Annotated in this window: 30 protein-coding genes; 6 read left to right on the forward strand and 24 right to left on the reverse strand. The window is 36.8% G+C overall.

Annotated features, from left to right (window positions below; translation table 11 throughout):
- Nucleotides 1-62 precede the first annotated feature (62 nt).
- A complete protein-coding gene (locus ACR1PO_RS01950; RefSeq protein ID WP_433985637.1) occupies nucleotides 63-797 on the forward strand; it encodes a DNA-formamidopyrimidine glycosylase family protein in 735 nt (244 codons plus the stop codon).
- A gap of 184 nt (nucleotides 798-981) precedes the next feature.
- Here the strand turns inward: ACR1PO_RS01950 and ACR1PO_RS01955 are convergent, their stop codons facing one another.
- Together ACR1PO_RS01955 and ACR1PO_RS01960 are read right to left on the reverse strand one after the other, a co-directional pair.
- The gene (locus ACR1PO_RS01955) at nucleotides 982-1,704 is read right to left on the reverse strand and encodes a LytR/AlgR family response regulator transcription factor (protein ID WP_332388048.1); all 723 of its coding nucleotides are present in this window, start codon (nucleotides 1,702-1,704) and stop codon (nucleotides 982-984) included.
- Entirely contained in the window at nucleotides 1,704-2,780 is a 1,077-nt protein-coding gene (locus ACR1PO_RS01960) for a sensor histidine kinase (protein ID WP_433985638.1), read from the reverse strand. The genes ACR1PO_RS01955 and ACR1PO_RS01960 overlap by 1 nt, the downstream gene beginning before the upstream one ends.
- A 192-nt stretch (nucleotides 2,781-2,972) precedes the next feature.
- Between ACR1PO_RS01960 and ACR1PO_RS01965 the strand changes: the two genes are divergently transcribed.
- The gene (locus tag ACR1PO_RS01965) at nucleotides 2,973-3,404 is read left to right on the forward strand and encodes a hypothetical protein (RefSeq protein ID WP_433985639.1); all 432 of its coding nucleotides are present in this window, start codon (nucleotides 2,973-2,975) and stop codon (nucleotides 3,402-3,404) included.
- A gap of 233 nt (nucleotides 3,405-3,637) precedes the next feature.
- On the forward strand, nucleotides 3,638-4,294 hold the full coding sequence (locus ACR1PO_RS01970) for a glycosyltransferase family 32 protein (protein WP_433985640.1): 657 nt from the start codon (nucleotides 3,638-3,640) through the stop codon (nucleotides 4,292-4,294).
- On the opposite strand, the gene ACR1PO_RS01975 is transcribed toward ACR1PO_RS01970, so the two are convergent.
- Entirely contained in the window at nucleotides 4,291-4,626 is a 336-nt protein-coding gene (locus ACR1PO_RS01975; RefSeq protein WP_332387522.1) for a DMT family transporter, read from the reverse strand. The two genes, ACR1PO_RS01970 and ACR1PO_RS01975, sit on opposite strands and share 4 nt — an antisense overlap.
- Nucleotides 4,627-5,819: 1,193 nt before the next feature.
- On the opposite strand from ACR1PO_RS01975, the gene ACR1PO_RS01980 reads away from it, so the two are divergent.
- The 3 genes from ACR1PO_RS01980 (at nucleotide 5,820) to ACR1PO_RS01990 (ending at nucleotide 8,529) form a co-directional block, all read left to right on the forward strand.
- Nucleotides 5,820-6,539 carry an AAA family ATPase gene (locus tag ACR1PO_RS01980; protein ID WP_433985641.1) on the forward strand — a complete coding sequence of 240 codons (720 nt, stop codon included), beginning with the start codon at nucleotides 5,820-5,822 and terminating at the stop codon, nucleotides 6,537-6,539.
- Complete coding sequence (locus ACR1PO_RS01985) at nucleotides 6,536-7,282, forward strand: YggS family pyridoxal phosphate-dependent enzyme (RefSeq protein ID WP_332387524.1); 747 nt, start codon at nucleotides 6,536-6,538, stop codon at nucleotides 7,280-7,282. Before ACR1PO_RS01980 ends, ACR1PO_RS01985 begins: the two co-directional genes overlap by 4 nt.
- An 848-nt stretch (nucleotides 7,283-8,130) precedes the next feature.
- Complete coding sequence (locus tag ACR1PO_RS01990; RefSeq protein ID WP_332387525.1) at nucleotides 8,131-8,529, forward strand: helix-turn-helix domain-containing protein; 399 nt, start codon at nucleotides 8,131-8,133, stop codon at nucleotides 8,527-8,529.
- Nucleotides 8,530-8,804: 275 nt separating this feature from the next.
- Here ACR1PO_RS01990 and gcvP read toward each other — a convergent pair whose 3' ends face one another.
- The 21 genes from gcvP to ACR1PO_RS02095 form a co-directional block, all read right to left on the reverse strand.
- On the reverse strand, nucleotides 8,805-11,663 hold the full coding sequence (gcvP, locus tag ACR1PO_RS01995) for an aminomethyl-transferring glycine dehydrogenase (protein ID WP_433985642.1): 2,859 nt from the start codon (nucleotides 11,661-11,663) through the stop codon (nucleotides 8,805-8,807).
- Between the two features lie 623 nt (nucleotides 11,664-12,286).
- Complete coding sequence (locus ACR1PO_RS02000; RefSeq protein ID WP_433985643.1) at nucleotides 12,287-12,934, reverse strand: J domain-containing protein; 648 nt, start codon at nucleotides 12,932-12,934, stop codon at nucleotides 12,287-12,289.
- Nucleotides 12,935-13,310: 376 nt separating this feature from the next.
- The gene (locus ACR1PO_RS02005) at nucleotides 13,311-13,952 is read right to left on the reverse strand and encodes an alpha/beta hydrolase family protein (RefSeq protein WP_433985644.1); all 642 of its coding nucleotides are present in this window, start codon (nucleotides 13,950-13,952) and stop codon (nucleotides 13,311-13,313) included.
- A 133-nt stretch (nucleotides 13,953-14,085) separates the two neighbouring features.
- Nucleotides 14,086-14,343, reverse strand: coding sequence for a hypothetical protein (locus ACR1PO_RS02010; RefSeq protein ID WP_232719747.1), 258 nt, complete (start codon nucleotides 14,341-14,343; stop codon nucleotides 14,086-14,088).
- 91 nt (nucleotides 14,344-14,434) lie between these two features.
- Entirely contained in the window at nucleotides 14,435-14,767 is a 333-nt protein-coding gene (locus ACR1PO_RS02015; RefSeq protein WP_433985645.1) for a hypothetical protein, read from the reverse strand.
- An 11-nt stretch (nucleotides 14,768-14,778) separates the two neighbouring features.
- Complete coding sequence (locus ACR1PO_RS02020) at nucleotides 14,779-15,333, reverse strand: RNA polymerase sigma factor (RefSeq protein WP_332387532.1); 555 nt, start codon at nucleotides 15,331-15,333, stop codon at nucleotides 14,779-14,781.
- Between the two features lie 509 nt (nucleotides 15,334-15,842).
- Nucleotides 15,843-17,849 carry a S9 family peptidase gene (locus ACR1PO_RS02025; protein WP_433985646.1) on the reverse strand — a complete coding sequence of 669 codons (2,007 nt, stop codon included), beginning with the start codon at nucleotides 17,847-17,849 and terminating at the stop codon, nucleotides 15,843-15,845.
- A gap of 169 nt (nucleotides 17,850-18,018) precedes the next feature.
- A complete protein-coding gene (locus ACR1PO_RS02030; RefSeq protein WP_433985647.1) occupies nucleotides 18,019-18,477 on the reverse strand; it encodes a DoxX family protein in 459 nt (152 codons plus the stop codon).
- A gap of 83 nt (nucleotides 18,478-18,560) precedes the next feature.
- Nucleotides 18,561-19,019, reverse strand: a complete 459-nt coding sequence (locus ACR1PO_RS02035; RefSeq protein WP_332387534.1) for an SRPBCC family protein — start codon at nucleotides 19,017-19,019, stop codon at nucleotides 18,561-18,563.
- Nucleotides 19,020-19,059: 40 nt separating this feature from the next.
- Complete coding sequence (locus tag ACR1PO_RS02040) at nucleotides 19,060-19,488, reverse strand: SRPBCC domain-containing protein (RefSeq protein WP_332387535.1); 429 nt, start codon at nucleotides 19,486-19,488, stop codon at nucleotides 19,060-19,062.
- Between the two features lie 117 nt (nucleotides 19,489-19,605).
- On the reverse strand, nucleotides 19,606-20,439 hold the full coding sequence (locus tag ACR1PO_RS02045) for an SDR family oxidoreductase (protein WP_332387536.1): 834 nt from the start codon (nucleotides 20,437-20,439) through the stop codon (nucleotides 19,606-19,608).
- 49 nt (nucleotides 20,440-20,488) lie between these two features.
- Nucleotides 20,489-21,355, reverse strand: a complete 867-nt coding sequence (locus tag ACR1PO_RS02050; RefSeq protein ID WP_433985648.1) for a VOC family protein — start codon at nucleotides 21,353-21,355, stop codon at nucleotides 20,489-20,491.
- Between the two features lie 187 nt (nucleotides 21,356-21,542).
- A complete protein-coding gene (locus ACR1PO_RS02055; RefSeq protein WP_433985649.1) occupies nucleotides 21,543-21,782 on the reverse strand; it encodes a helix-hairpin-helix domain-containing protein in 240 nt (79 codons plus the stop codon).
- Nucleotides 21,783-21,817: 35 nt separating this feature from the next.
- Nucleotides 21,818-22,231, reverse strand: coding sequence for an SRPBCC family protein (locus tag ACR1PO_RS02060; RefSeq protein ID WP_332387541.1), 414 nt, complete (start codon nucleotides 22,229-22,231; stop codon nucleotides 21,818-21,820).
- Nucleotides 22,232-22,308: 77 nt separating this feature from the next.
- The gene (locus tag ACR1PO_RS02065; protein ID WP_433985650.1) at nucleotides 22,309-22,740 is read right to left on the reverse strand and encodes a VOC family protein; all 432 of its coding nucleotides are present in this window, start codon (nucleotides 22,738-22,740) and stop codon (nucleotides 22,309-22,311) included.
- An 88-nt stretch (nucleotides 22,741-22,828) separates the two neighbouring features.
- Nucleotides 22,829-23,605, reverse strand: coding sequence for an alpha/beta fold hydrolase (locus ACR1PO_RS02070; RefSeq protein ID WP_332387542.1), 777 nt, complete (start codon nucleotides 23,603-23,605; stop codon nucleotides 22,829-22,831).
- Between the two features lie 2 nt (nucleotides 23,606-23,607).
- The gene (locus ACR1PO_RS02075; RefSeq protein WP_332387543.1) at nucleotides 23,608-24,132 is read right to left on the reverse strand and encodes a DinB family protein; all 525 of its coding nucleotides are present in this window, start codon (nucleotides 24,130-24,132) and stop codon (nucleotides 23,608-23,610) included.
- A gap of 183 nt (nucleotides 24,133-24,315) precedes the next feature.
- On the reverse strand, nucleotides 24,316-24,777 hold the full coding sequence (locus tag ACR1PO_RS02080) for a hypothetical protein (protein ID WP_433985651.1): 462 nt from the start codon (nucleotides 24,775-24,777) through the stop codon (nucleotides 24,316-24,318).
- Between the two features lie 31 nt (nucleotides 24,778-24,808).
- Nucleotides 24,809-25,219, reverse strand: a complete 411-nt coding sequence (locus tag ACR1PO_RS02085) for a VOC family protein (protein ID WP_332387546.1) — start codon at nucleotides 25,217-25,219, stop codon at nucleotides 24,809-24,811.
- 97 nt (nucleotides 25,220-25,316) lie between these two features.
- Complete coding sequence (locus ACR1PO_RS02090) at nucleotides 25,317-25,724, reverse strand: VOC family protein (RefSeq protein ID WP_433985652.1); 408 nt, start codon at nucleotides 25,722-25,724, stop codon at nucleotides 25,317-25,319.
- 77 nt (nucleotides 25,725-25,801) lie between these two features.
- Complete coding sequence (locus tag ACR1PO_RS02095; RefSeq protein ID WP_002978030.1) at nucleotides 25,802-26,392, reverse strand: Crp/Fnr family transcriptional regulator; 591 nt, start codon at nucleotides 26,390-26,392, stop codon at nucleotides 25,802-25,804.
- Between the last annotated feature and the right edge of the window lie 70 nt (nucleotides 26,393-26,462).

Below are 26,462 nucleotides of genomic sequence, written 5' to 3' on the forward strand. Positions count from 1 at the left end.
TGTTTTAGGGTGAAGATTCAGATAATGGAATACTATTTGAATCTTTATCTCAAAACAAACTTATGCCTGAAGGTCCATCCATCATATTAATGAAAGAAAGCCTGCAGCCATTTGCGGGCCAGCAAGTGACAGAAGTTTCAGGGAATGCCAAATTTGAAAAAGATTCTTTTATCGGGCAGACCCTTCTCGAAATCCGTACTTTTGGAAAGCAGACTTACCTTGTTTTTGAGAAAGCTGCCATCCGGATCCATTTATTAATGTTTGGCTCTTACGGTATTGATGAGCAGACCAAACCGGATAAAAGCCTGCGTTTGGCATTGTTTTTCCCAACCGGAAGCATCTATTTTTACACCTGCTCGGTAAAGTCTGTAGATCTGGAATTTCTCTCCGCCATTGATTGGGAAGCTGACGTTATGAGTGATCAGTGGAATCCGAAAAAAGCTGAAGAAAAACTAAAATCGAATCCGAAAATGATGGTGTGCGATGCCTTAATGAATCAGGATATTTTTTCAGGTGTAGGCAACATTATTAAAAATGAAGTCCTTTTCAGAATTGGAGTGCAGCCTGAAAGTCTGTTGGGCAATCTCCCGGCTAAAAAAAGGAAAGAGCTTATTACTGAAGCCAGAAATTACAGTTTTGATTTTCTGAAATGGAAAAGGGAGTTTGTTTTGAAAAAACACTGGCTGGTACATACCAAATCTGTATGCCCGGTTTGCGGACAGAAGCTGATCAAAAAACAGACAGGTGCCGGAAAAAGAAGGAGCTTCTTTTGTGAAAAGGATCAGAAGCTTTATTGATAAGCAACTATTTTAAGTTTTGGCTAAAGCCGCTGAAGAGTTTGATTTATTTAACGGGCTAAATCCCGGTTCTATTGAATAATTTTTAACCGCAGATTACACGGGTTTATACTGATGAATATGCATATCTTTTTCATACATAGATCATTAAACTACTGATTGCTTATTGCTTATTACTCATCCATCAGTCTGAGTTGAGAAGCCCGCCGGCAAATCTTGTAAAGAATTCTGATCTGTATACTTCCCCAAGCGGGATTTCAGAGTCTTCAATGTAGATATTATGATTATCAAATGAATCAATATAGTTCATATTGACAACGTAAGATTTACTTACCCTGATGAAGGTTTCACCTGAAATTTTCTGATGAATGGTTTTCAGGTTCATAGCAGTGATCAGCTTCTGCTGCTGGGTATGGATCACAACATAATCTTTAAGTCCTTCTATAAATTTAATATCGGAAAAATTAATTTTGTAAAACCTGCGTTCGGCTTTGATAAACAAAAAGTCTGCAGTATTAGATTCTACCGTATTCTTTACTGTATCTTTAGATAACAGTTCTGTGTAAAGGATGGCCTTGTCAATTGCTTTTTCCAGCCTTTGGGGATCAATAGGCTTCAAAAGATAATCTACAGCTTCCAGCTCATAACTTTTTAAGGCATATTGGGAGTAGGCCGTCGTAAAGATGATCAGTGATTTTTTTGGAAGCATTTCAGCAAACTCAAGACCGGTCACCATAGGCATCTCTATATCCAGGAAAATAAGGTCTACATCATTATTCTTAAGAAATTCAAGGGCAGATGGAGCACTGGAAAACTCCCCAAGGACATCAATGCCGGAAATTTCAGTGATCAGCGATCTCATTTCTGATCTTGCCAAAGGTTCATCATCAACTATAATACAATTCATCATACGGGAATTTTTAAATTTACAATATATTCTTTATCTCCTGATTCTATCTGCAGATCAAAAGTATCACCATAAAGAAGTTCAAGCCTTCTGGTAATATTGGCAAGCCCGAGCCCGCTGTTCTTTTTATCCTGAACAATATAACCATCGCTTCTTGAATTTACACACATAAAATGAAGCTGCTTATTCTCAATATTTATTTTGATATTCACGTAAGATTCTCCTCCACTGATGTCTACACTATGTTTAACAGCATTTTCTACAAAAGTGGTAAACAGGTTCGGCGGAATAAAGGTACTGTTGACAATTCTTTTATCAATATCAGTCTGAATACCAAAAGAAAAGTGATCACGTCTTATTTTTTCAAGATTTAAAAAGTTGGACAGAAAATCTATTTCTGAGATCAGTAATGTTTTTTCTTCACTGTTTTCATACAGCTGATATCTGAGAAACTCGGAAAGTTTTACAATCACCACTGAAGCTTTGGCCGGGTCCGTCCTGATCAGGGCCTTTACATTATTCAGCATATTAAACAGAAAATGTGGATTGATCTGGTTTCTGAGCTCATTGAGTTCCATATTCAGGGTGAGACTGCTCAGTTCATTAATTCTTTTATTATCACTGATCCATTTCTGCAGGAGTTTTATGGTAGTGGTTGTAAGAATAATCGGGATACACATCAGCATGCCTTCATAAATCCCTCCTTTTTCATTTTCTCTGAGAATATTTTTAATCCTAAAATCATCGAACAGCCATTTAAAGCTATATCCGATAAGGTTGATTCCCGCCACTCCCATCAGGACAAGCAAAACAAGATAAGTGATGTATTTCGTTTTAAAGAAGAACCTGGGAACCAATACATAGATATTAATGTAAACCATTGTAATCAGTATGGTATACACAAAAAATAAAACATAATACTGATATATCCCGGAATACCAGTGCCAGAATCTTGCGCTGTATATCAGAAAGAAAAAGAAAATGAGAAACAGCAGATGTCTACGGAACCCATATCTCGCTTCCACCAGAAAATCCATTACAAAGGTTTCTTCAAATTTCCACGGACTGTATTTCATAGGATAGGCTCATTTTATCATTAACAAAAATAGAGAATAACGGAAACTACAACTATTTTATTATACAAAACCTGTATTTTATTATACCAATGATTATACTTCCGGTTTTGGTATAAAATACCTGCCATTTCGTATAAAAACAAATCTGCCAGATACTTTTCTCTATTTCTTTGTACTATAAAATGCACACATATGGAATTAAAAGCTTTTCATGAACTGACTCAGGAAATATCATCAGAATGCTTTTTTATGACAGAATCTCAACAGGAAGAAAAAGTAATACAACTTATTGATCTGCACCATTTCACAGAATGCTTCGACCCAGAAATGAAAATCATCAGTTATCTTCATCATCCTATTAATATCGTAGAACATAATGGTAATAAAAAAGGAATTCTGTTTTGTGATCTTAAACACGCTACAGTACCGGACAGTAATCATTCAGAAGCGTTCAGAAGGAGATACGGACTCTCAGAGCTCTGGTTTGTCTTTGTAGAGGAAACATGTACTCTGGACACAGCCGGCTATACTGATGCTATTATTGAGAACTGTCTGGACATTTTCTATGACAGGATTTTTACTTTCAACTTTTTTCAGTCTATCATTCAACCTTTAAAAGATTAAATCAAATTTCTTAATGTCTGAACTTATTATTAAAGTCTCACTATCAGAGAGATTAAAAAAAAATTAAAATTTCCCCTTTTCAGTATTTAACCATTCCGGTAAAATATAATCAAAACTTCATAAATACAAATTCAGGGGATTCTCTTTCATGAAAAAATCTTATTACCTCTCATGCAAATGGTTGATGAAAATGATTTCAGGATTTTAATATAAGAACTTACTAAAAATAGGATATGGCTGTACCCAAACAGATATTTCAGACTTTTATCACTAAAAAACTTCCTTTGATTACGCGTTATCATATCTGGAATATGAAAAGAAAGAATCCTGAATATGAGTATTACTTTTATGATGATCAGGATATAGAAAAATTCCTTGAAGAAGAATTTCCTCCCCACTATATTGAAACTTATCGCAAACTGAGGATTGGTGCTTCAAAAGCTGATTTTTTCAGATATGCGGTTTTATATAAGAAAGGAGGGATATATCTGGATGTAGACAGCAGTATTATCAAACCATTCAGAAAATTGATTAAGGATAATGATGAAGCCGTAATCAGTGTAGAAAGACATGAAAACCTGTATGTTCAATGGGCACTTATTTTCAATAAAAATCATCCTTTCCTAAAGAAAACACTGGAATTGATGATGGATAATATAAACAGCCACCGCTATCCACATGATATACATTCTACTACAGGACCTACTGTATTCAGTAATGGGATCAGACAGTCATTAGAGGAAAATCCGGCCATTCCCTTTACATTATTTGACGGTATCGAGTTCCGCGGATACTTAAAGTTCAAATATAAACTGGGAAAATTCTTCCTGTACAAAACACGATCTAAACATTGGAAACAGATGCAAAAGCATCAGGAGATCATTTTTTAATGAGCTCCCATTTTTGAAAATACATTAATAATAATCACCCCCAGTACGATCAGGACAATACCAACTATAGCCGGCAGGTCCGGAACCTGTTTGAATGCAATAACACCGATCACCGTAATAAAGACAATTCCTACTCCGGACCAGATAGCATAAGTAATTCCTACAGGAATCTGACGAAGGGTGAGACTCAGAAAATAAAAAGCGCAGGCATATCCGATGACTGTTACTACAGACGGCCATAGTTTGGAAAATTCCTCAGACTTTTTCAGGAAAGTAGTAGCGATGATCTCAAATATAATTGCCAGAGCAAGGAAAATATAACTGCGTCCCATAAATTCATTCTTTGTACAAAAATAGTGAAAGCTTCCGGAGAATTCCCAAATGAGAAAAGTTATTATAGTTCGTACCCTGATGGCAATTGGCATTTCTGTATCTGATGAGGTTCCGGCCTTTTCAAAACATTAATAAGCAAAAATACTTTCTAAAGGCACTTAAGTAATTGTTAGTGCTTTATTTTTTAGTTATTCTCATTTTTTCCATACGCTTATCTGACGTAAAAAAATATGCCATCAGGTCTTATTATGATTCAACTGTGTCATAAAATTAATATCACTCTATGTCATAAAATGTCACAACTGACAAAAATTCCAGCACAAAAATTATAACCAACAATAAATTTTCTTAACACAAAAATCTATTTCAGGTGAAAAATCTACAGTCAAAAATGACATTTAAAAACAATATTATGCGAAGCATTATTTATTATTTGTTTTATCAAGTCCGATATAGAAGCCAGGAAACGGTTAACGTTTTCACATAATTTTACAGAAAGAACAATAAAAGTATTAATAAATTCTCAATAACACATTAATTTAATGTAAACAAAACCTAACTAAATAATAAACATAAACCACCGTAATACACTGATAAACATCATAATATTTTACTTTGGCACATGATTTGAAAATAGTAATATTGCAATTGAAAAATTAATAAAAAAAAGTCAAATAATTAAAAATAATACAAAATGATAACTTATATCGGTATCGCAACAGGTTTAGTAGTAATTACTTCATATTTCATGACAGTAAGAAGAGAAAGAAACTAATATTAAATAAAGCAAGCCTATAGAATATCTATACTAATTATATTGTTTTATGTTTTTAGTCTGAGAAATCGGATTGCTCTTTTACCCATCGGGTAAAAGGGTCCAAAAACATAAGCAGAAAGATCTTAGTTTCATAACAAATTTTAATATCCAAATGAATAAAGCCGGCCGCAAGTCTGGCTTTATTTTTTTATGTTCCGTCCTGTAACAACGTAGAGGTGTATTTCCCACAGATTTCGCAGATTTTCACAGATCTTTAGAAAGATTGTACAGAATATGCTGGTTTGTTCGTTAACCACTGATTCCATTCATCATTTATCATTCTATGCGTTGGACCAGATGTTTATTATGATTCAGGATTCCTTTTGACATTCAACAAAGCTTTATCTTTGTCTATTCAATAATTTATTTATCATCATGAATCTGTACAACCTTATTATTCAGGATAAAGAACAGGTAAACCTTAACGAGGTATTTCTCGATACAAAAAACAGAGACCAGCTTGTACAGCTCATCAAAGAGCATACATATGTTAAAGAACTGCAGGAATATAATCTTCCGGTTAACCATAAGATTTTACTGGAGGGAAGTTCCGGATGCGGAAAAACAATGACAGCAAAGGCCGTTGCCAATGCTCTGGGAAAAAATATTATTATTTTGAACCTGAGCAATATTGTTTCGTCGCGCATTGGGGAAACGTCACAGAATATTAAAATGATTTTTGATAAAGCTGCCAGGGAAAGGTCTGTACTTTTTCTGGACGAACTGGATCAGATCGGGAAAGCAAGAGGAAGTGATGATAAAGATGTAGGGGAAATGAGAAGACTGGTTAATACCCTGATTCAGCTGATAGACTATTACCCTGAAAATGCACTTCTCATCTGCGCTACCAACCACCCTGAAATCATTGATACTGCCCTTTTAAGGCGTTTCCAGCTGAAGATCAACTATGAAATGCCTTCTGCTGAGACTCTTGACACTTTCTACGATCAATTACTGGGTCAGTTTCCTGAAGATATGAGAAGCGTTGAAAGAAAGTATTCTGTTTCTTTTGCTGAAGCGAAAGATAATGCCTTAACTGCCGTTAAAGCTGCTTTAATTAAAAAACTGGAGGCCAAAGAAACCATCCCATCATGAAAGAAGATATTCTCCACAACCTCGCCGTTATCAATGAAAGAATAAAAAAGGCCTGTGAACAATCCGGAAGGAATATTGATGATGTAAAGTTATTACTTGCTACCAAAACTGTTTCACCAGACCGTATTAAAATTGCTCTGGAAAACGGACAGACGTTAATTGCAGAAAATAAAGTACAGGAACTGAAGGAGAAATATGAAGATCTGAAAAACATTCCTCATGAAAATCACTTTATAGGCCATCTCCAGACCAATAAGATTAAAGATATCCTGAAATACGATGTCACCTGCGTCCAGTCTCTGGATCGTCTTGAGCTGGCAGAAAAGCTTCATCAAAGACTTTTGGCTGAAAACAGAACGATGGATGTTTTAATTCAGATAAATACTTCTGATGAAGAAAGTAAGTTTGGAGCTGATCCTGATGAGGCTATTGAGCTTATCCGGAAAATAGCCGGCTACTCTACCTTAAAAATAAAGGGATTGATGACCATTGGCCTGTTCAGTGCTGAGACCGATAAAGTAAGAGCATGCTTTAAAATCCTGAAAAATCTTCAGCAGGAGATCATCCGTGAAAATATCCCCAATGTAGAAATGAAAGAGCTTTCCATGGGAATGAGCGGAGATATGGAAACAGCTGTTGAAGAAGGCGCCACCATTGTACGGGTAGGAACTGCTGTTTTCGGAGCCAGAAGCTATCCGGACAGCTATTATTGGAATGAAGGAAAAGCAAATAACAAAGACTAAAATTATATGTTCCCGTTTACTTATACTTTTGAGAGAGAAATCACAAAAGATAAAACCTCGGATCAGGTTACCTGCACAGTACGTGATCTTTTAAGTAAGAAAAAGGTTCAAAATATTCTTTACGGACCTGGATTTGTTTCTTTTAATGAAGGTTTTTTCAAAGAAAGATCCAATTGGGATTATTTATCTTTAATTGATACCGGAAAATTCACCTATGATGAAAACAACAAAATACTGACCTATAAAGTCTACCTATGGAAACTAAATCTTTTTTCTGTCATTTTTTTCATTATTACCATGGTTTATTTTAAAGAGTTCTTCGGTAATCTACTCCCCTTTTCAGCATTTTTGATCAATCATTCCCTTTGCTATTTTGGAAACCGTGGATTAATAAAAAATATTGTCCATAAAATTAACTTTTTGTCATAACGAAAAAACTCAATAACACATTTTAAAAGTCTACAAATCCGGTATAGTTTTTGCTTTAAATATTTCGTAACCAAATAAATACATTTATGAATAAAAAATTACTATCGGTATGTCTGTTCTTGACATTATTATTCTTTTTTTCATGTGAAAAAGAAAACACACAGATGAAAAGTGGAATTTCCATTGAAACCATTTCAATTATAACCTGCGTTACTATGGGCTTTGCTATTTTGCTGGCGTATAGCTTTAAACGAAGATAACAAACCGGAATTTAAATACTAGGCACCTCCCGAAAACCGGGAGGTGATTTTGTTTTAATTAAAAAGAATTCAGTACAAATCTTCAGTATCACCTCTTAATATCACCACAATTTTCTATCTTTACTCATCATAAACCTTCAAATAAGCTTAAAACCACAAATGGAACAAAAGATACATCAGGGAAGAAACGTTAAAAGATTCAGAGAAATGCTGGGCATCAAACAGGAAGCTTTAGCGCTGGATTTAGGTGATGACTGGAACCAGAAGAAAATTTCTTTATTGGAACAGAAAGAAACCATTGAAGATCCGCTCCTTCAAAAGATTTCTGAGGTTTTAAAAATTCCTGTGGAAGCATTCCAGAATTTTGATGAGGAACAGGCTATAAATATTATTTCAAGTAATTTTCATGACAATGCAACAGGTGTGATTGTCAACAATTATAATCCTATTGATAAAATCATCCAGCTTCATGAAGAAAAAATCGCACTTTACGAAAGAATGCTGAAAGAAAAGGATGATATGATGACCAGGCTTGAAGAATTAATTAAAAGGAAATAAAAAATCATTTCTGTTTTGAGATTGCTTCGCTTTGCTCGCAATGACAATTGACGTTCAAGGCTCGTAATTTGTCGGAAAAACACATCGTTTAAGCTTGCTGAGTGGAATGCCTCTGCGAACATTGAAACAATTAGTTGTCGGAAATTCTCGCGACATTTGCGTTAAAGAGATTGCTTCGCTACGCCCGCAATGACGATTACTGCACAGAAAATACTCAATAAAAACAAAAATCCCTCTCATTACTGAGAGGGATTTTTTATAGTTAAAAACTGAGATTACATATAAGCTTCAATCGGCTCACAAGTACAAACCAAGTTTCTGTCTCCGTACGCTTCATCTACTCTTGATACAGAAGCGAAGAATTTGTGGTCTCTTACCCACTCTAACGGATAAGCTGCCTTTTCTCTGCTGTATGGTTTATCCCATGAATCTGAGATCACCAGTTGTTCTGTATGGGGAGCATTTTTCAATACATTGTTTGTTGCATCTGCTTCTCCGTTGGCAATTTCATCGATTTCTTTTTTGATAGAGATCAATGCTTCTGCAAAACGGTCTATTTCAGCCTTGCTTTCAGATTCTGTAGGCTCAATCATCAATGTACCTGCAACCGGGAAAGAAACGGTAGGAGCATGGAACCCATAATCCATTAATCTCTTCGCCACATCAGCCACTTCAATTCCTAAAGATTTGAATTGACGGAAGTCTACGATACATTCGTGAGCTACTCTTCCGTTTTCATTTGAATATAAAATCGGGAAATGCTCTGCCAGCACTTCTTTCAGATAGTTAGCGTTAAGGATAGCATGTCCTGTAGCCTTTTTAAGGCCTTCAGTTCCTAACATTTTGATGTAAGCATAAGAAATGTTAAGGATCAGTCCTGAACCGTAAGGTGCAGCAGAAATACCGTCGATTGCTTCTTTGGAACCGATTCTGATATTCGCATTGGAAGGAAGGAATGGCACTAAGTGTTTAGCAACACAGATAGGGCCTACTCCAGGACCTCCACCTCCGTGAGGAATTGCGAAAGTTTTGTGGAGGTTAAGGTGGCAAACGTCTGCTCCGATGTTTCCAGGACTTGTAAATCCTACCTGAGCGTTCATGTTTGCACCATCCATATATACTTGTCCTCCGTGCTCGTGGATAAGGTTGGTAATTTCTTTAATATTGGCATCAAAGAATCCGTAAGTAGAAGGATAAGTGATCATTACAGCCGATAAATTCTCTGAATGAAGTTCTGTTTTAGCTTTAAGATCTTCGAAGTCGATTTCCCCGTTTTCAAGGTTTTTCACGACTACGATTTTCATTCCTGCCATAGCAGCAGAAGCCGGGTTTGTTCCGTGTGCAGACTGAGGAATCAATACTACATTTCTGTGGTGGTCTCCTCTTGAGATATGATATTGTCTGATGACCATTAATCCTGCATATTCTCCCTGAGCTCCGGAATTTGGCTGAAGAGAAGTTCCCGCAAAACCTGTAATTTCTGCCAGGTCTTTCTCCAGTTCACGGATCATTTCCTGATATCCTTCAGCCTGGTTTACAGGTACGAATGGGTGAATAGCTCCCCAGTTTTCCCATGAAAGCGGTAACATTTGTGTTGCGGCATTCAGTTTCATTGTACAAGATCCTAAAGAAATCATAGAGTGTGTCAATGATAAATCTTTTCTCTCAAGACGCTTGATATAACGCATCAGTTCTGTTTCCGTATGGTATTTGTTGAATACTTCTTCCGTAAGAATCTCGTCTTTTCTCAGATTTTCTTCAGGAATGCTGTATCCTTCTTTAATTTCTAATTTGAAAGTCTGCTTGTCTTTAAACTGAGCGAAAGAAGCCATCAGATAGTTTAATTTCTCTAATGTTGTACTTTCGTTGATCGCAATACTTACTACCCCTTCTGTGAAATAGTTTAGGTTAAGTCTGTGATCCAGCATCAGTCTTACTAATTTAGCTTTCTCTTCTTCAGGCATCGTGATTTTTACAGTATCGAAGATTGGCTCTTCTACTACCTGATACCCTAATGCTTTAAGACCTCCTTTCAAGGCGTTTGCTTTAAAGTGGATCTGATCAGCGATATAATTTAATCCTTTCGGACCGTGATACACAGCATACATCCCTGCCATTACTGCCAAAAGAACCTGAGCTGTACAGATATTTGAAGTAGCTTTTTCTCTTTTGATGTGCTGCTCTCTTGTCTGCAATGCCATTCTTAATGCACGTCTTCCGTACATATCCTGAGAAACTCCAATGATTCTTCCCGGGATATCTCTTTTATAATCTTCTCTACAAGCGAAGAACGCTGCGTGAGGGCCTCCGTATCCTAATGGAATACCAAATCTCTGTGTAGTTCCTACAGCACAGTCAGCTCCCATCTCTGCAGGAGACTTTAGCTTAACCAAAGCAAGAGGATCACAAGCCACTGCTACCTGAAGGTCAAGTTTTTTATATTCTACGATATCTTCAGTATAATCTAAAACGATTCCGTTTTTACCAGGATATTGTAATAAAACTCCATAGTAAGAAGCATCAAACTGGTGTGTTTTATGATCTCCAACTACGATTTCAATTTCTAATCCTTCAGCTTTTGTTTTTAATACAGAAACGGTCTGAGGAAGAACAAGATCAGAAACGAAGAACTTATTAGCCCCTGCTTTTTTCTGGTCTTTAGACCTGTTATTGAAGAACATGTGCATGGCTTCTGCGGCAGCAGTAGATTCATCCAATAACGATGCGTTCGCCAATGCAAAACCTGTAAGGTCACATACTACAGTCTGGAAATTAAGAAGAGCTTCAAGCCTTCCCTGTGCAATTTCTGCCTGATACGGAGTATATGCCGTATACCAGCTAGGGTTTTCAAAAATATTTCTCTGGATTGCTGAAGGCAAAAGTGTATTGTGGTATCCAAATCCGATATAACTTGTATAATCTGTATTTTTAGATGCCAATTCTTTTGAATGGTTCAACATTTCGTATTCAGAAAGTGGTTTCGAGATCTCAAGATCTTTCTCTAAACGGATAGAAGAAGGGATAGTCTGAGAAATTAACTCTTCAATACTTGAAACGCCAAGTTTTTCCAACATCGCCTGTTTATCGGCTTCATTAAGAGAAATGTGGCGGCTCACAAACTGTTCTGTATTCATTTTTATTTATTAGATTTTGTTTGTAAAAAGATGGGTAAAATTACAATTTTTTGGACGATTTCACAAGAGTACTGCCAAGGTGATAATTCACACATCTATTTGTGACTTTTCTCACAATTTGCATTTCATAATTTATGATAAGGTTTACATCAATCTTATCAACAATAACCATTATTCAGTACATAATACATAAAACAAATTATCAATTCGTATATAATCCAGTATTTTATACATTATCAAATCAATGTATTTAATCAATAAACTCAACCTTATTGATTGAACTTATATTAAAAAAGAATCTGTAAAATAAATTTTATTCAGCATGTGTTTTATATCAATACTGGGATTTATCTGCCATTCAACGTTAAGCCTTTTAAAATCTTTAAAACAAGCTCTGACTGCTATTCATCAGGTTCTAAGAATTTTATGAAATTTTATTAATTATATTTATTCTAAATTAATATATTTGCACCATGAATATGATAGTCCCATTTAAAGTTCCGCCTTTGGCACCTTACTCTTTCAATAACGAAGAGATGTTCTGTGAAAAGAAATCTTGCTGTAAAAAATTCAAGAAAGGAAAAAGATGTAAAAAATGCCCAGGGAGAAAGAAAATGGCATAGCTAGTCGAAGCTTTTTATCAGTATATAGATTGCAATCGCCAGGATAATAATGCCCCAGATCAGCATCATTATTTTAGGTTGGCCGAATTTGTTAATCCGGGTTGCGGGCTGTGGCTTAAACATTTCTTCCACCGAATTTTTGAATTTTTCAGAATCGTTCTCAAAAACTTCTGTGATGGTGATTCCCTGAACAACCGTTTTGTGCAAAAGAGAATTTGTTGCATGAAGCAAAAGCTGGAATTTTCCATCTTTAAATTCTGTGATCTTAAAGATCCTTTCTCCATATGGTTTCTCTAACCCGAAAGGCAATACCTTCACCACATCGGCATTACTCGTCTGCCAGTTGATGATGATCTCCTGTCCTTTTTTCGCATGAATCTTATTCGCTGTAAAAGTTTTGATAGCAGGTGGAATATTATATCTGAAACTTCGCTGGTGACTTTCTAAATTCTGGTCATAGGTACGTCTTCTCGCCGGATCACTCAATGTTTCATAAGCCTCCTGAATCTCACGGAAGCGATCTGCGAAAAAATCATCATTATCATTTTTATCCGGGTGGTATTTTAAAGATAACTTCCGATAAGCTTTTTTGACGTCTTCTTCTGAAGCATCCTGTGATATACCGAGAAAATAATAATAATCTTTCATTGAGCAATACAAAAATAAGGATTTATTTTTCTTTGTGTTTGATGTTTACGGTAAATTTTGTCAGAAAAAAACAGATCTTAAAGTCATTACGAACCGAAGGTGAAGCAATCTCAATATAGCTCGTATCTATTGGTTGGAAAATCGCAAAGACGCTAAGGATTTTCACAACAATCTGTATATTTTTAAGGCGCAAAGATTTTATCTCCGATAAAATTATATTTCTCTAAAAATGAAACGGTTATTTTCAACAGTTTCCCTGTCATTCCGAGTAATAGCAAGGAATCTCAACTCTGTATTCCACAGATTTTACAAATTACGCAGATCATTTCGCAGCAACTTCAATGACAACCACTAAATGATAATAGACCACCACTATCTATTTGCGGTAAACCCAATCCTTAGCCGGAGCAATCCAGTCATTGAGCGCCTTGAAAAGAAAACCATGATTCAGCCCCGTATTAAGTTCTATTTCCTTAAAATCTTTAATATGAGATCTGATGAACCGCTGTTCATGCGATATCGGAATATGTCCGTCATCAGATTTTTCCGTAATGGAAAGTATTTTTCCATAAAGCCTGAAATTTTTATCTTTTTCCAAAGAATCATCTTTAAAACTGGCACCGATAATTACAAATTTTAATTGCGGATTTTTCTTATAATAAGACACATATTGCGCAATATATCCTCCCTGGGAAGTGCCTACTACCGTGATATTTCCAGCAGGAATTCCTTTTTTCATAAGACTGTCAATCTGCTTTGCCACTTTCTGAGCATACACTGAAGGATCCGTATCTGCTTTTCTTTTTTCAGAAATCACAACCGTATTGTTATCCTTTAGTTGATGAAGTATTGCTTCATATTCTGCCACTCCGTATTTTGGATGCTTTTCCTCCAGAGAATGGCCTTCCAGAAATTTATTATGCAGAAAGAAAATATAATGTTTTTGCTGAGAATTCTGTCCATAGATGATGATGGAGAAAACAGACAGCAATGCAATATAAATATACCTGAACTTCATGATAACCGAACTATTTTTTCATACAAATGTAGCGTTAAAAAAGCTTATACAACTGTTTAAATAAAAAAATTCCGGCGCGGGAAGCAGAGCTTCCCGCGCCGGAATTAAACAATTTCAATTTAGTTCTTATGTATTATGCTTCGCAGGTATTATCTTTTCTGCAGCATCTTGAACCGAATTCTTTTTTGAACTTTCCTTTCAGTTCCTGATAGTCTTCGTCATTCATTTCCCTGATCTTATCTGCCAGTCCGAAAGGGGACTTTTCTTTGATTCCGTATTCGTCAAAAATACCTTTGATAAATCTTTTTCTTTGTGCGGCTTTTTTAGCAATTAAGGCTACACCCACAACGGCTAGTGCTCCAAGAGCTCCTTTTAATGCTGAATTTTTCATTTTTTCAAAATTTTAAATTTTACTACTTCTTGTTTTTTATAGAGACGAATGAATTTTAATTTTACTTTACTACTTCTTTCAAATTTTTAAATTATTCGTTATTTCTGTTGAAGAATCCTCCGGAACATTTGTTTCTCCAGATTTCCTTGAATTTCTCTCTTTCCTCAGGAGACAAACCTGCCATTTTCTCCCTCATTTTTCTTTCTTTGAAATCTCTCACTCCTTTTCCGAAATGAAAACCTCCGAAAAGAATTTTGCTTAAGATCAGTATTCCCATTGCCTGCCAGAAAGTAATCGTTTTCGCTCCTAAAATCTCAGGAAGGAGAGCGTTCCAAAGCATCATTACAATCCATGTAACGGCAGTTAAAATTAATGGCGGGCATAACAATAAAAAAATCCAACCCTTTTTGTGTTTATGATTCATAATTTCTTTTTCTAACTTTTTAAATCTTCGTATAATTTTCTCAATCTGTTTCTTAAGTGCTTCACAGCATAGTTTTTTCTGCTGATGATGGTTTTGATGTTTTCTCCCTGTTCATCGGCGATCTCCTGGAGGGTTTTGTCGTTCAGTTCGTTTTCTACGTAGACCAGCCTTTGTTTTTCGGGAAGTTCATCAAGCGCTTCAAACAGTTTTTTCCAGATTTCATCCTGAAACATCTTTACTTCAGGGCCTGCGCTTTCGTCCATCAAAAGGATATCTTTGATAGAGAATTCGCCGTCTTCGTCTTCATATACGAAATCTTCAAGATTTTCTGTTTTCTTTTTACGGTAACGGTCAGTAATTTTATTTGCCGTCACCCTGTACAGCCAGCCTCCAACGTTTACGATCTCAGAAAGATTCGTAAGGCTACTGAACTGATACCACACTTCCTGCAGGATATCTTCCGCATCCTCCGCGTTTTTCACTTTCGGACGAATATAAGACATCAGCTTCCCTCCGTAGTTGGAAACGGTCTGTGAGATGATGCTTTCTTTCTCCTTCTGTGGCATTGTTATTTTTTCGACAACCTCCATACTGATATGACGGTTAGTCTTTTGGTTTTACTTTAATAAATTTAAAATATTTTTCTTACAATTCAGTTTTTCTTTTATCCATCGGTTTTTTATCTTCTCAATTATTCCCGGATTACTCATTACTCATTACTCATTACTTATGTTTAAGGGAGCTATTTCCCGCTATCCGCTCATACTCCTCATGCCAGGCCATCCCACACTCTTACCCTTCGACTCTCCCACTCATGTTCCGGGGTAACCGCTGCTATCGGGGCTAAGTTGGTAAGTGATAATTGGTAATTGATGATTGATGATTGATGATTGATGAAGATCTTTTATCCATTCTCAATTTCTAACGTTATTTGAGATTCCTACGGAATGACACAATTGTAATGATAGTTTATCCATACAGCTTGTCATTCCGTAAGAATTCAAACACCACCTAATCAATAACAAAAGAAACGGAAGACCTGAGCCTTCCGATCCACACATTATAAAATTATAGGTTACTTATTAAAATTTTCAGCAAAGAATCCTAACATTGACTTATAAAGCTCAATCCTGTTAGGCTCTTTTCCAAATCCATGTCCTTCATCATATTTAACCAGATAAGGAACTTCAAATCCTTTGGCACGCATCGCTTTTACAATCTGATCAGATTCATTGATATTAACCCTTGGATCGTTGGCTCCCTGGACAACAAATAAAGGCTTTTTGATCTTATCAATCTGGTAAACCGGGGAAACTTCCTTAGCTATTTTTGCTTCTTCAGGATTGTCAAGGTCATACCAGATCTGTTTTACCATTTCTTTATAAGGTTTCCAGTATTCCGGGAAGGAATCAAAGAAAGTAAAGATGTTGGAAACTCCTACGTAATCTACTCCACACGCATACAAATCCGGAGTTTTAATCAGTCCCATCAGTGTTGCATATCCTCCATGGCTTCCTCCGTAAATGGCAACTTTATCTTTATCTACCCATCCCTGTTCAATAGCGTATTTTACTCCATCTTCCACATCATCCATAGCTTTTCTTCCGATCTGCTTATAACCTGCTTTCTGGAATGATTTTCCGTATCCCCCGGAAATTCTGAAATTAACCTGAAGGGTAGCATATCCACGGCTTGCAAACAGCTGAGTTTCCGGGTTGAATCCCCAGCTATCTCTGATTCCCTGAGGGCCACCATGAGGATTTACAATAAGAGGAACTTTTTTTCCTTCCAATGCTGCCTTAGGCAGGGTGATATATCCATGGATTGTTAATCCGTCTCTGCTTTTAAATTCGATAGGTCTCATTTCAGCCATATCTTCTTCTTTCAGCTGAGGCATCAGATTGTAGAGAAGTTTGGTCTGTTTGGTTTTGGTATCGTATTCATAATAGGTTCCATACAGCTTATCACTTCCCACGACGATCAGAAGTTTATCATTATTATCATCAGAAGAGGCAATTCCAAATTCTTTGTCTCCGAACTGAGCTTTTAATTTATCGTGTATTTCCTTATAAAATTTACTTACCGGAACCGTTTCTCCTTTGGTTCCTTCATAGCTGATATAATCAAGCTCATAGTTTCTGTTTTTACCCGCAGTGCTTATTGAGCTCACATCATATACCGGATTGGAATAAATTTCTTTAATCACAGCATTTTTCTTCAGATCATACAGTACAATCCTCGCTTTATCGCTATCCAGATTGGTTACTACATACGCTTCGTCTTTGTTTTTAGAATTTTCATTAAATTCAATAATACTGAAGGTATCAGACCAGTCTGCAGATTTGATCAGATTGAATTTTCCGGTCTGCAGATCCTTATAATAGGTTTTAGTAGTTAATCCGTTTTCAAGAACGCTGTATCCTCTCAGATTTCCGTCTTTATCAAAAAGGTAATCATCAATAGGGCTGTTGACATCTTTATTTTCATACAGCTGGGTCATTTCCCCGGTAACGAAATTGATTTTAAAGGGTTCAAAGATCTGCTTGTTATTCTTATTCATGGTAACCACAACGAAATCCGTATCCTTAACCGGAATAATGGCCTGTACTTTTACACCGTCAAATGGTGTTAAATCTTTCTGATTGCCTCCATCTATATCTGTAGCGTAAAGGTGAATATTTTCATTTCCCCCTCTATCCTGCGTATAGAAAAGACGTTTTTTGTTCAGCCATCCGTAACCTCTTATCAGGTCATCTTTTTCAACTATAGCTTTGGTAATTTTTCCGGTACCAAGATCTTTAACATAAACGTGATTTTTTTTATCCTGATCTTTTTCTTTGTAGGAAAGATACTTTCCGTCAGGAGAGATTTTAAATGCTGAAGCTTTTGGCCTTGCAAAATAATCTTCAACTTTGTATTTAAAGTTTCCTTTATCGTAAGAAATAAGCTTTTCCAGATTGGCTTTGGAAGATGGCAAAGTAGGATCTCCCGGCAGTTTGGCAGTAGAACTTTGTGCGTTGATCATAATAGTGGACAGTACAATATAGGCTGTACCGAAAATTTTGGGATTCAGTAAATTCATAACTTATATTTTAAGGTTAAAAGTTATTGAAAGCACTTTTTTAAATAATAAAATCAAGTGCATTTATACAATAAGACACATTATCCCTATAAAATGTTACAATTTTTTATCACTTAATTAAAAAAACATTATAAATATGAAAAAAGACAGCCTTTCCCGACTGTCTTTTTTAGTGTAAATAAATTCCGAAATACCAGGTCCATGCTATTAAAATAACCTGCATCGGAATTCTTTGATAATAAAGGTATTTCATCCCGGGACCGGTGTAATCTGCTTTAAAAATATTGATGTTTTTCCTGGAGGAATTGATATTGGCAATAAAAACCAGTACATAAAAAATGATCAGTAAAACAGCTGTAGTTTCGCGGATGGCCGGAATCATAAGTCCAATCCCTGCCGCAATTTCCAATACCCCTGTAAAATAGACCCAAAACAGTTGCCCAGGAATAAAATCAGGGATCATCATTGCCATTCCTTTTTGGAATTTAAAATGTGAAAAGCCTGTAAAGATGATAAAAACAGCCATCCCCAGGTTTCCCGAAAATATAAAATCCGGTTTCCCCTGAAAAAGAAAAGTTGCCAGCAAAGCCAGAATACATGTTGCGAAAAGTATGACAAGTAGTTTCATAAATGATAGGTTGCAGGTTGCAGGAATTAGACTCAAGTATCAGTTGTAAACCTGAAACCTTGAACTTTAAACATTGAATTATATTATACTGAATCAAGGCTAACTCCTTCTGCAAGGCTTTTTACAACCATCAGCCCTTTTGTAAATCCTGTATTGAGATGATCCTGCCATTCTTTTTCAACCTGAACCTCTGTATGAAGTTTTGTTTTCCCATCAAAATCGATCAGGAAATATTTCTCAAAACTGCCGCTCCACTCCATTACTTCTTTGCTCTGTGTATCTTCATGACCTTCCTTATCTACCATTCCCAGGTGTTTGAATACAACCTGTCTCGGCTCATCAAGACTGTCTATGGTAGAAACCATACCTTCTCCACTCGCATTAACAAAGTAGGTTTTTCCGCCTACCTTCCAATCGGATTTCATGACGGATCCTTCTCCAAAGTAACGGGTCCATTCGCTATATGTTTCAGGGCTCCAGAGAATATCCCAGACTTTCTGCATGGGAGCATCAATTACTGTTTCGTATGATAAAGTTTCCATATTTTAATTTTTATGATTTGTATTATTTTTTTTGCCACTCCTACAGCTGATTTTCCGAAAGGTGCTTCACAAGTGACATGGCTTTTGGAAATTTCTCCTCAAAAAATTCTTTAAATTCTGCAGGAGTCTGAATCTCAGTCCTCAGCAAAGTCCCTTCTTCGTTTTCCTTCAGGAAGTAAGCTTCTGTAGCCTCACCCCAATCCTGAGGAACTTCAATACCATCGTAAATCTCACCCAGATGCAGAAATATTATTTCCTCGTTAGGAATCACTTTTTCTACCCTGCTGTACATTCCGTTGTTTTTGGGATCAAGAAATTTAACAATATTATTCTCATCCAGCGTCCCTTCATAAAAAGAGCCGTCCGTAAAAGCCGATGTCCATTGCCTGTAGGTAATATCCCCCCACAGGACGCTCCATACTTTTTCAGGTTCGGCATTGATTTCTATTTCGTATGATAGTTTTTCCATTTTTTAAGTATTAAGTGGTGGGTAATGGGTTTAAGGGTTTGAGGGTGAGGGTGAGTGAAATTACTGATCAATCACTTCTAACTTCCAGCTTCCAGCTTCCAGCCTCTGGCCTCTCATCTATCCTCCGACAAAATCACCGCCGTTGATATGAATGATTTCTCCGGTGATATAACTTGCATCTTTTGAAGCAAGAAAAACATAGGCCGGGGCTACTTCAGAAGGTTGTCCCGCACGTTTCAGCGGGGTATCTTTTCCAAAGGTGGAAAGATCATCAAAAGCTTCTTTTACCAGCGGGGTCCAGATAGGTCCGGGAGCAATTCCGTTTACCAGAATTTCTTTTTCTGCGAGGTTGTCTGCCAGAGACCGGATAAAAGATAAAACAGCTCCTTTTGTTGCCGCATAATCTATCAGATGATCGCTTCCACGGTAGGCTGTAACAGAGGTGGTACAGATAATACGTCCTCCTTTTCCTATCAGCGGAAGAAAGTTTCTGGTGAATGAAATCATGGAAATGATATTGGTTTCAAATGTTTCCTGAATCTGCTCATCAGAAATCTTTTCCAGACTGGTTTTCGAGGTATGTATTCCGGCGTTGTTGACCAGAATATCAAGGCTCTTCCACTCTGCTTTAATCTTGTCTGCACACTTGGTCCTGAATGCTTTCCTGGTAAGATCTCCTTTGATCAGAATACACTTCTGTCCTTCTTTTTCCACCAGTTTCCGGGTTTCTCTGGCATCATCGTCACTTTCTTTATAGATAATGGCAACATCTGCTCCTTCTCTGGCAAAATGAACGGCTACAGCCTGTCCTATACCACTGTCTCCCCCGGAAATCACTGCTTTTTTTCCTTGCAGCTTCCGGCTTCCCTGATAATCATTCCGGATAATTTCCGGAAACAGCCCTTCTTTAGGGACCTTTGACTTAGAGTCTGATTTGTTCTGTGTTTTCATATGCAAATCTTTTTTCTCTAAATCACATCAAACAATACGCCGAAATACATTAAGAGTTATAGGCATCTTCCAGATCCTGAATGATGATTTTCTGCATTTTCATCATTGCCTGAACTACTTTGTAGGCTTTTTCCTGATCGGAATCGTTCATCAGCTGAATGAGTTTTTTAGGGACAATCTGCCAGCTCAAGCCATATTTATCTTTCAGCCAGCCGCACATACTTTCTCTTCCTCCGTCTGCCGTCAGTGTATTCCAGTAATGATCTGTCTGCGGCTGGTCATCTGTCATGACCACCAATGATATTCCTTCATTGAAATCAAACGGATGATCATAGGAATTATCCATGCAGAATAAGCTGTAGTTATCAATTACAAAATGAGCATGCTGAACATTTTCTGCCGGTTCCGGAATGTCATGTCCTTCACTTCCTGCTCCATACGTTAATATGTTTCCTATGTTTGAATTGGGAAAAGTCTGCGTATAAAGCTGCATTGCTTCTTTAGCTTTTCCATTGTTTCCATGGATAAACATCAAAGTAGGAATTATTTTCTGATCGTTTGCTTTTTCTCCCAGGAATAACTGCCATGTTACTCCGTATTTATCCTGAACCCAACCGTATTTCGGGCTCCATGAGTAAGATCCCAGTTCCATGAGGGCTATTCCGCCATCCAATAACCGGTCCCAGTATTTTTGAACTTCGTCTTCCGTCTCACAGATTACCATAAAAGAAATGGAAGGATTTTTTTTAAATTGCGGACCACCATTCAACAGCATCAGTCTTTGTCCGAACAGGTCAATGTTCATTACGACAGGTGTGTCTGCTGTGATCTCTCCTCCAAAAACATTACAGTAAAATTCTGCAGATTGTTTGGCATCTCCGTCATACCAGAGACATGGAAAAATATCGTTGTTCATAACTTTATATTTAAATGGGTTGATAGATGTATTTTTATATTTGCCTTATGGATCATTCCGTTTCATAACGAATAAGATACCGTGAAAAGTTGTACCATAAATAACAGCAAAGAAATATGATGCCTCTGCATCTGAAAGTGGCTTCTTATCTGCAATGACACCGTAGAAATGCCAGGTTGAAAACTTATTATGCCTCTTTAAAACATACCTGATGCTCTTTCATATAATTCTTCAGTTTAACCATCGTATTTTTTCCGAAACCATGAAGCTGCATGATTTCTTTTTCGGAATAATCTGACAGTTTTTCCAAAGAATTTATTTTTTCTTTTTCCAGAGCCCTTCTTGCCGGTATTGCTATAACCCCATGAAGAAATTCTTCTTTAGAGTCATAATTAAAAGCATACATTGAATTTAAACTCTTTGACATGATAACTAAATTGATCATGGCTACAAAAAATATTGTTAATGATTCTCAACATACTTGTGGAAGTTATTAAGGATAGCATACCAGCCATCTCTCTGCATTTCCACAGAATTTTGTTTTTCCGGATCGAAAATTTCAATCACTTTCGTTGTATTGTCATCTATTTTATCAAAAATAACTTCTACTTTCCGGCCGTCTTCCATATGATATTTGATCAGCTGGTGAGGTATAACTGCATCATACACTCCTTCAAAATCAAACCCGAAGCTTTTATCTCTGGCTTCCATTCTGTTTTTGAATTTACCTCCTACCTCAAGATTATTTTCAGAACTAGGACAGTGCCAGCTTTCATGGGCGAAATTCCATTTCGTGATATGTTTGGGTTCATTAAAGTAAGTCCAAACCTTTTCCACCGGTGCTAAAATTGTAATATCGATTTTAATTGGATCCATAGTTCTGATTTTTTTAAGTTTAAACAAAGAGCTGCCCATAAAGCGGGCACCTCTTTTATAATGAGTTAAATATAGTACTATTTTGCGTATTCTTCATTATAGTTCACCATCCAATGAACACCATATTTATCCTGGAAGCATCCGAAATAGTCTCCCCAAAACTGATCTTCAATAGGCATTTCCACATTTCCGCCTTCAGAAAGTTCTTTAAAAATTCTGTCTGCTTCACTTTTGGAATCAGGGAAAATAGATACGTAATTGTTATTTCCCACAGTAAGGGTCTGCCCAAACCCAGGTACAATATCAGATGCCATTAAAAGATCGTTTCCTACAGGCAGGGCAACATGCATCACTCTGTTTTTTTCTTCTTCTGAAAGATTTTCGGTACCGGGAGCATTTCCCATTTTATGAATTCCTCCTATGAATTCGCCACCGAAAACAGTTTTGTAAAAATTGAACGCTTCTTCAGCTGTTCCATCAAAATTCAGATACGGATTTAATTTAGCCATGACTTTTAATTTTAAAGTTATTATTATAAAAATAGATTCTACTGTTGATCCATTAAGAATTAATTAAGTTAATATGAATATAAAATGCTTAATGGTTTAAAAATTTTTCTACTTCTCTGACGGTGAAGTCTATTAAGCGGGTATCAATACTTCCGTCAAAATCCGGCATCATATAAACACCGTGCGTTGCAGGAAGTATCATCAAACGGGAACCTTTAACCAGCCGCCACATTTCGGCAGCGTGTTCCGGCTTCATGACATCCTGATCACCACTGATGAATAATGCGGGTGATTGTATGGAAGACAATACCTCATCATTCCAGTCCTGAAAAGTCTGCATTCTTGTACAGTCTTTCTCAAAAAGGTTTTCAAGCTTGGAAAAATCAGGATTGAGGCTTAAAAAATTAATTTTAAAAGGTTCCGGCATCGAGTCAAAGGTGGCTTCCTGCATTCCTTCAAAAAAACCGTCTATCATTCCGCTTCTTTTGTAGAAAGCTGAGGCAACAACCAGTTTTTCAACGATTCCCGGATGGCGGTGAGCAATCTGCATTACGGTACTTCCTCCGTTGCTGAATCCCCAGAATGACGCCTTACCAATGTTCAGTTCTGCCAGAAGTCCTGCAACATCGTCAGCATCCTGCTCAAAGGTTTCAGGAATATAGCGGTGCTCGCTTCTCCCATGATTCTGTAAATCGATTCCTATCAGCCGGAATTTGCCTTCCAGTCTTGCAATAACTTCTCTAAAATCATACAAAATGGAAGATCCTCCGCCATGAATCAGAACCAGAGGTTTTCCCGATCCATAAATTTCGTAATATAACTGGATTCCATTAACCTTCTTATAACCTTTTTCTACCGGATTCATCGTTAATATTTAAGGTTTTCGTCAACATCATATTTCATTCCCGGATAATTTAATATCCTGCGCATTAATCCTATCTGTCCGCATAAGTAATCTTCACGGCCGATACACATACCTGCAAAATTGAGCTTTGTTTCTTTGATGAAAGGGATATTCATTCCTATTTCAAATATTTCGTCAAGTTCTTCATCGGTTACCTCATGCAGTTTCTGGTATACTTTAGCAGAAATGGCGTGGAAATTCTCCTTTAATTCAGCCAAAGCCGGATATTTAAAGCTTTCATCGAGCGCTTTTCCCTGGAAAAACAGGTCATTATAAGGATCCTGTTCCTTAATTCCCAATACAGCGCCCAAACCGTAGCGCATATTGATAAAGTTTCCTGCCATCCATACAATATGGTTGGTTTTATTTTCAATTCTTTTCAAGGCGTCTTCTTCCGAAATGCCGTCCAAAACATTCATAAAGCTTTGGGAATGCATTCTGTAAGCCGGAATAATGACTTCTATTTTTTTTGATTTTGGGGTGTCCATTTTAATTTGATATTAGAGATTAGAAGTTAAAAGCTGGAAGTTGAGATAAATACAAAGGCGCTAAGTATTTTACAAACTGTGCGTTTTTAAGGCGCGAGGATTTTATCTTCGGTAAATTGTACTTTTCTGAAATAGTCTGGAAACTTCGACAGTTCATTCGTCATTCCGAGCAGAGCAAGGAATTTATTTTATTGCGCCCGGCTTTCCTAAAATTCTCCTGAGATAGCCCAGCTGGCCGCTGTGGTAAATTTCATGAAGGCTAAGGGTTGAGATATCTTTAACCGTTTCAGATTTAAAACTTTCAAGGGTGTTGAGTTTTGCTTCCAGTTTGTCCTGAGATTGTTTTAAATAGGACTTTAATTCTTCGAAACTGACCAGTTTATCTTTGTGATCCAAAGCAATTTCGCCTCTGTTGTAGAAAAAAAAATTTTCATTGTCCCACACAGAATCTTCACCTAAAATATTCAGTAATGGGTTTCTGATATAGATCAGATGCCCAAGAATCCAGTTCATACAATTGGCCTCACCATTGGGAAAAACCATCGATTCATCATGGGTAATGCCGTCAGTGTTCATAGTCATCACATAATAGTTACTGACTACCTGATTTTTTATGATTTCTATATCGTTTGATTGTGTTTCCATATGACAGTTATTTGATAGTTAGAAGCAACAATTATTCGGAAGGCAACTGAGAAACATCTGCATGCATTACTTCCCACTGATGACCGTTAAGGTCAGCAAAACTGCTTTGGTACATCCATCCGTGGTCCATAGGCTCACTGTATTTTGAACCTCCGTTTTCTATAGCAGTTTTTACCATGTTATCCACTTCATCACGGCTGTTGACTCCTATGGCAAGAAGTACCTGTGTTGTATCTCCTTTCGCAAAAGGCCTGTTGGTAAAGGTCTGGAAGAACTCTTCTTTTAGAAACATCGCATAGATGTGATTTTCTTTCATTATTACGCAGATTGCCTTCTCATCTGAGAATTGCTCGTTGATAGAAAAGCCCAGCTTCGTCCAGAACTCTCTGGTTTTTTGAACGTCTTTTACCGGTAAGTTGACGTAAATTTCATTGATTTTCATTTTCTGTAATTTTAGTGGTGATTATGATTCAAAATTATCAGGATATACTAAGAAAGTGCTTGCCATAGGACAAGATTTACTTTGTATCCGGATGGAGTTATGTTGTAGGCATTTTAGACAGATCGGCAAAAGTGATATTCCAGCCGTGCCCGTCCGGATCCCAGAAGGAATTCTGATACATCCATCCGTAATCCTGAGGTTCTTCATGCTGCCATGCTCCGTTTTCTACGGCCGTATTCACTACCTTATCCACTTCTTCACGGCTGTTTAATCCTACTGCCACAAGGACCTGACTGGTGTTTTCTTTGGCAACGGGCTTATTAGTGAAAGACCTGAAATAATCTTCCTGCAGAAACATAACATAGATGGTATCATTCAAAGCAACACAGGCTGCTTTCTCGTCTGAGAACTGTTCATTAATTGAAAAACCTACCCTGGTCCAGAATTCTTTTGTTTTCTGCACATCTTTTACCGGAAGGTTCACATAAATCTGATTGACTTTCATTTTCTGTAATTTTAGTGTTAAACTGTTATCCAAAATTACCAAGGTGCAATGAAAATCAACTTGTCATAGGGCAAGATTTAAATTTTCTTGGGATGGGAAACGATTTCTTTACGGATACGGCTCAGAGAGGTGTCTGTAACTCCAAGATAGGAGGCAATCTGTTTTAAAGGAGCAAATTGGATGACTTTGGATTTCTGTTCCAGGAGATTAAGGTATCTTTTGGTTGCCGAAAGGGTAAACATTTCCACAGACCTTTGTTTGTAGGCAAAAAGTTCCTGCGACATCCATGATCTTCCCCATTCTCTGAGGTTTGGAATTTTATGGAAAAGTTCCTGAAAGGTATCATAATCCAGCTTCCAGCATTCACAGTCTGTAATACAAACGATATTTTCCTGAGAAGGTATTCTTTGAAACATCGATAAAACCTCAATAATCACTTCATTTTCTGTAAAAAAATGAGTGGTCACTTCGTTTCCGTTGAAGTCATTGACATATGAACGGGCAAGTCCGCTCTCAAGGATATAGTATTCATTGGCTGTTTTTCCTTCTTCAAGGATAAAATCTCCTTTCTGAAAAGATGTTTTTTCATGAGCCTTAAATATTTCGTCAAGTTCTTCACGAAAAAAGAATGGAAAATCATAGCAGATTTCTAAGGCTTTATTGGTCATTTGGTGTCAATTTTTTAAGTCTTTAAAAATAAAATTTTTAATTGAATTAAAAAGAAAAAATATTAAACAA

It is taken from the genome of Chryseobacterium amylolyticum (genome assembly GCF_051011775.1).
In the GTDB taxonomy this organism is placed as follows: domain Bacteria; phylum Bacteroidota; class Bacteroidia; order Flavobacteriales; family Weeksellaceae; genus Chryseobacterium.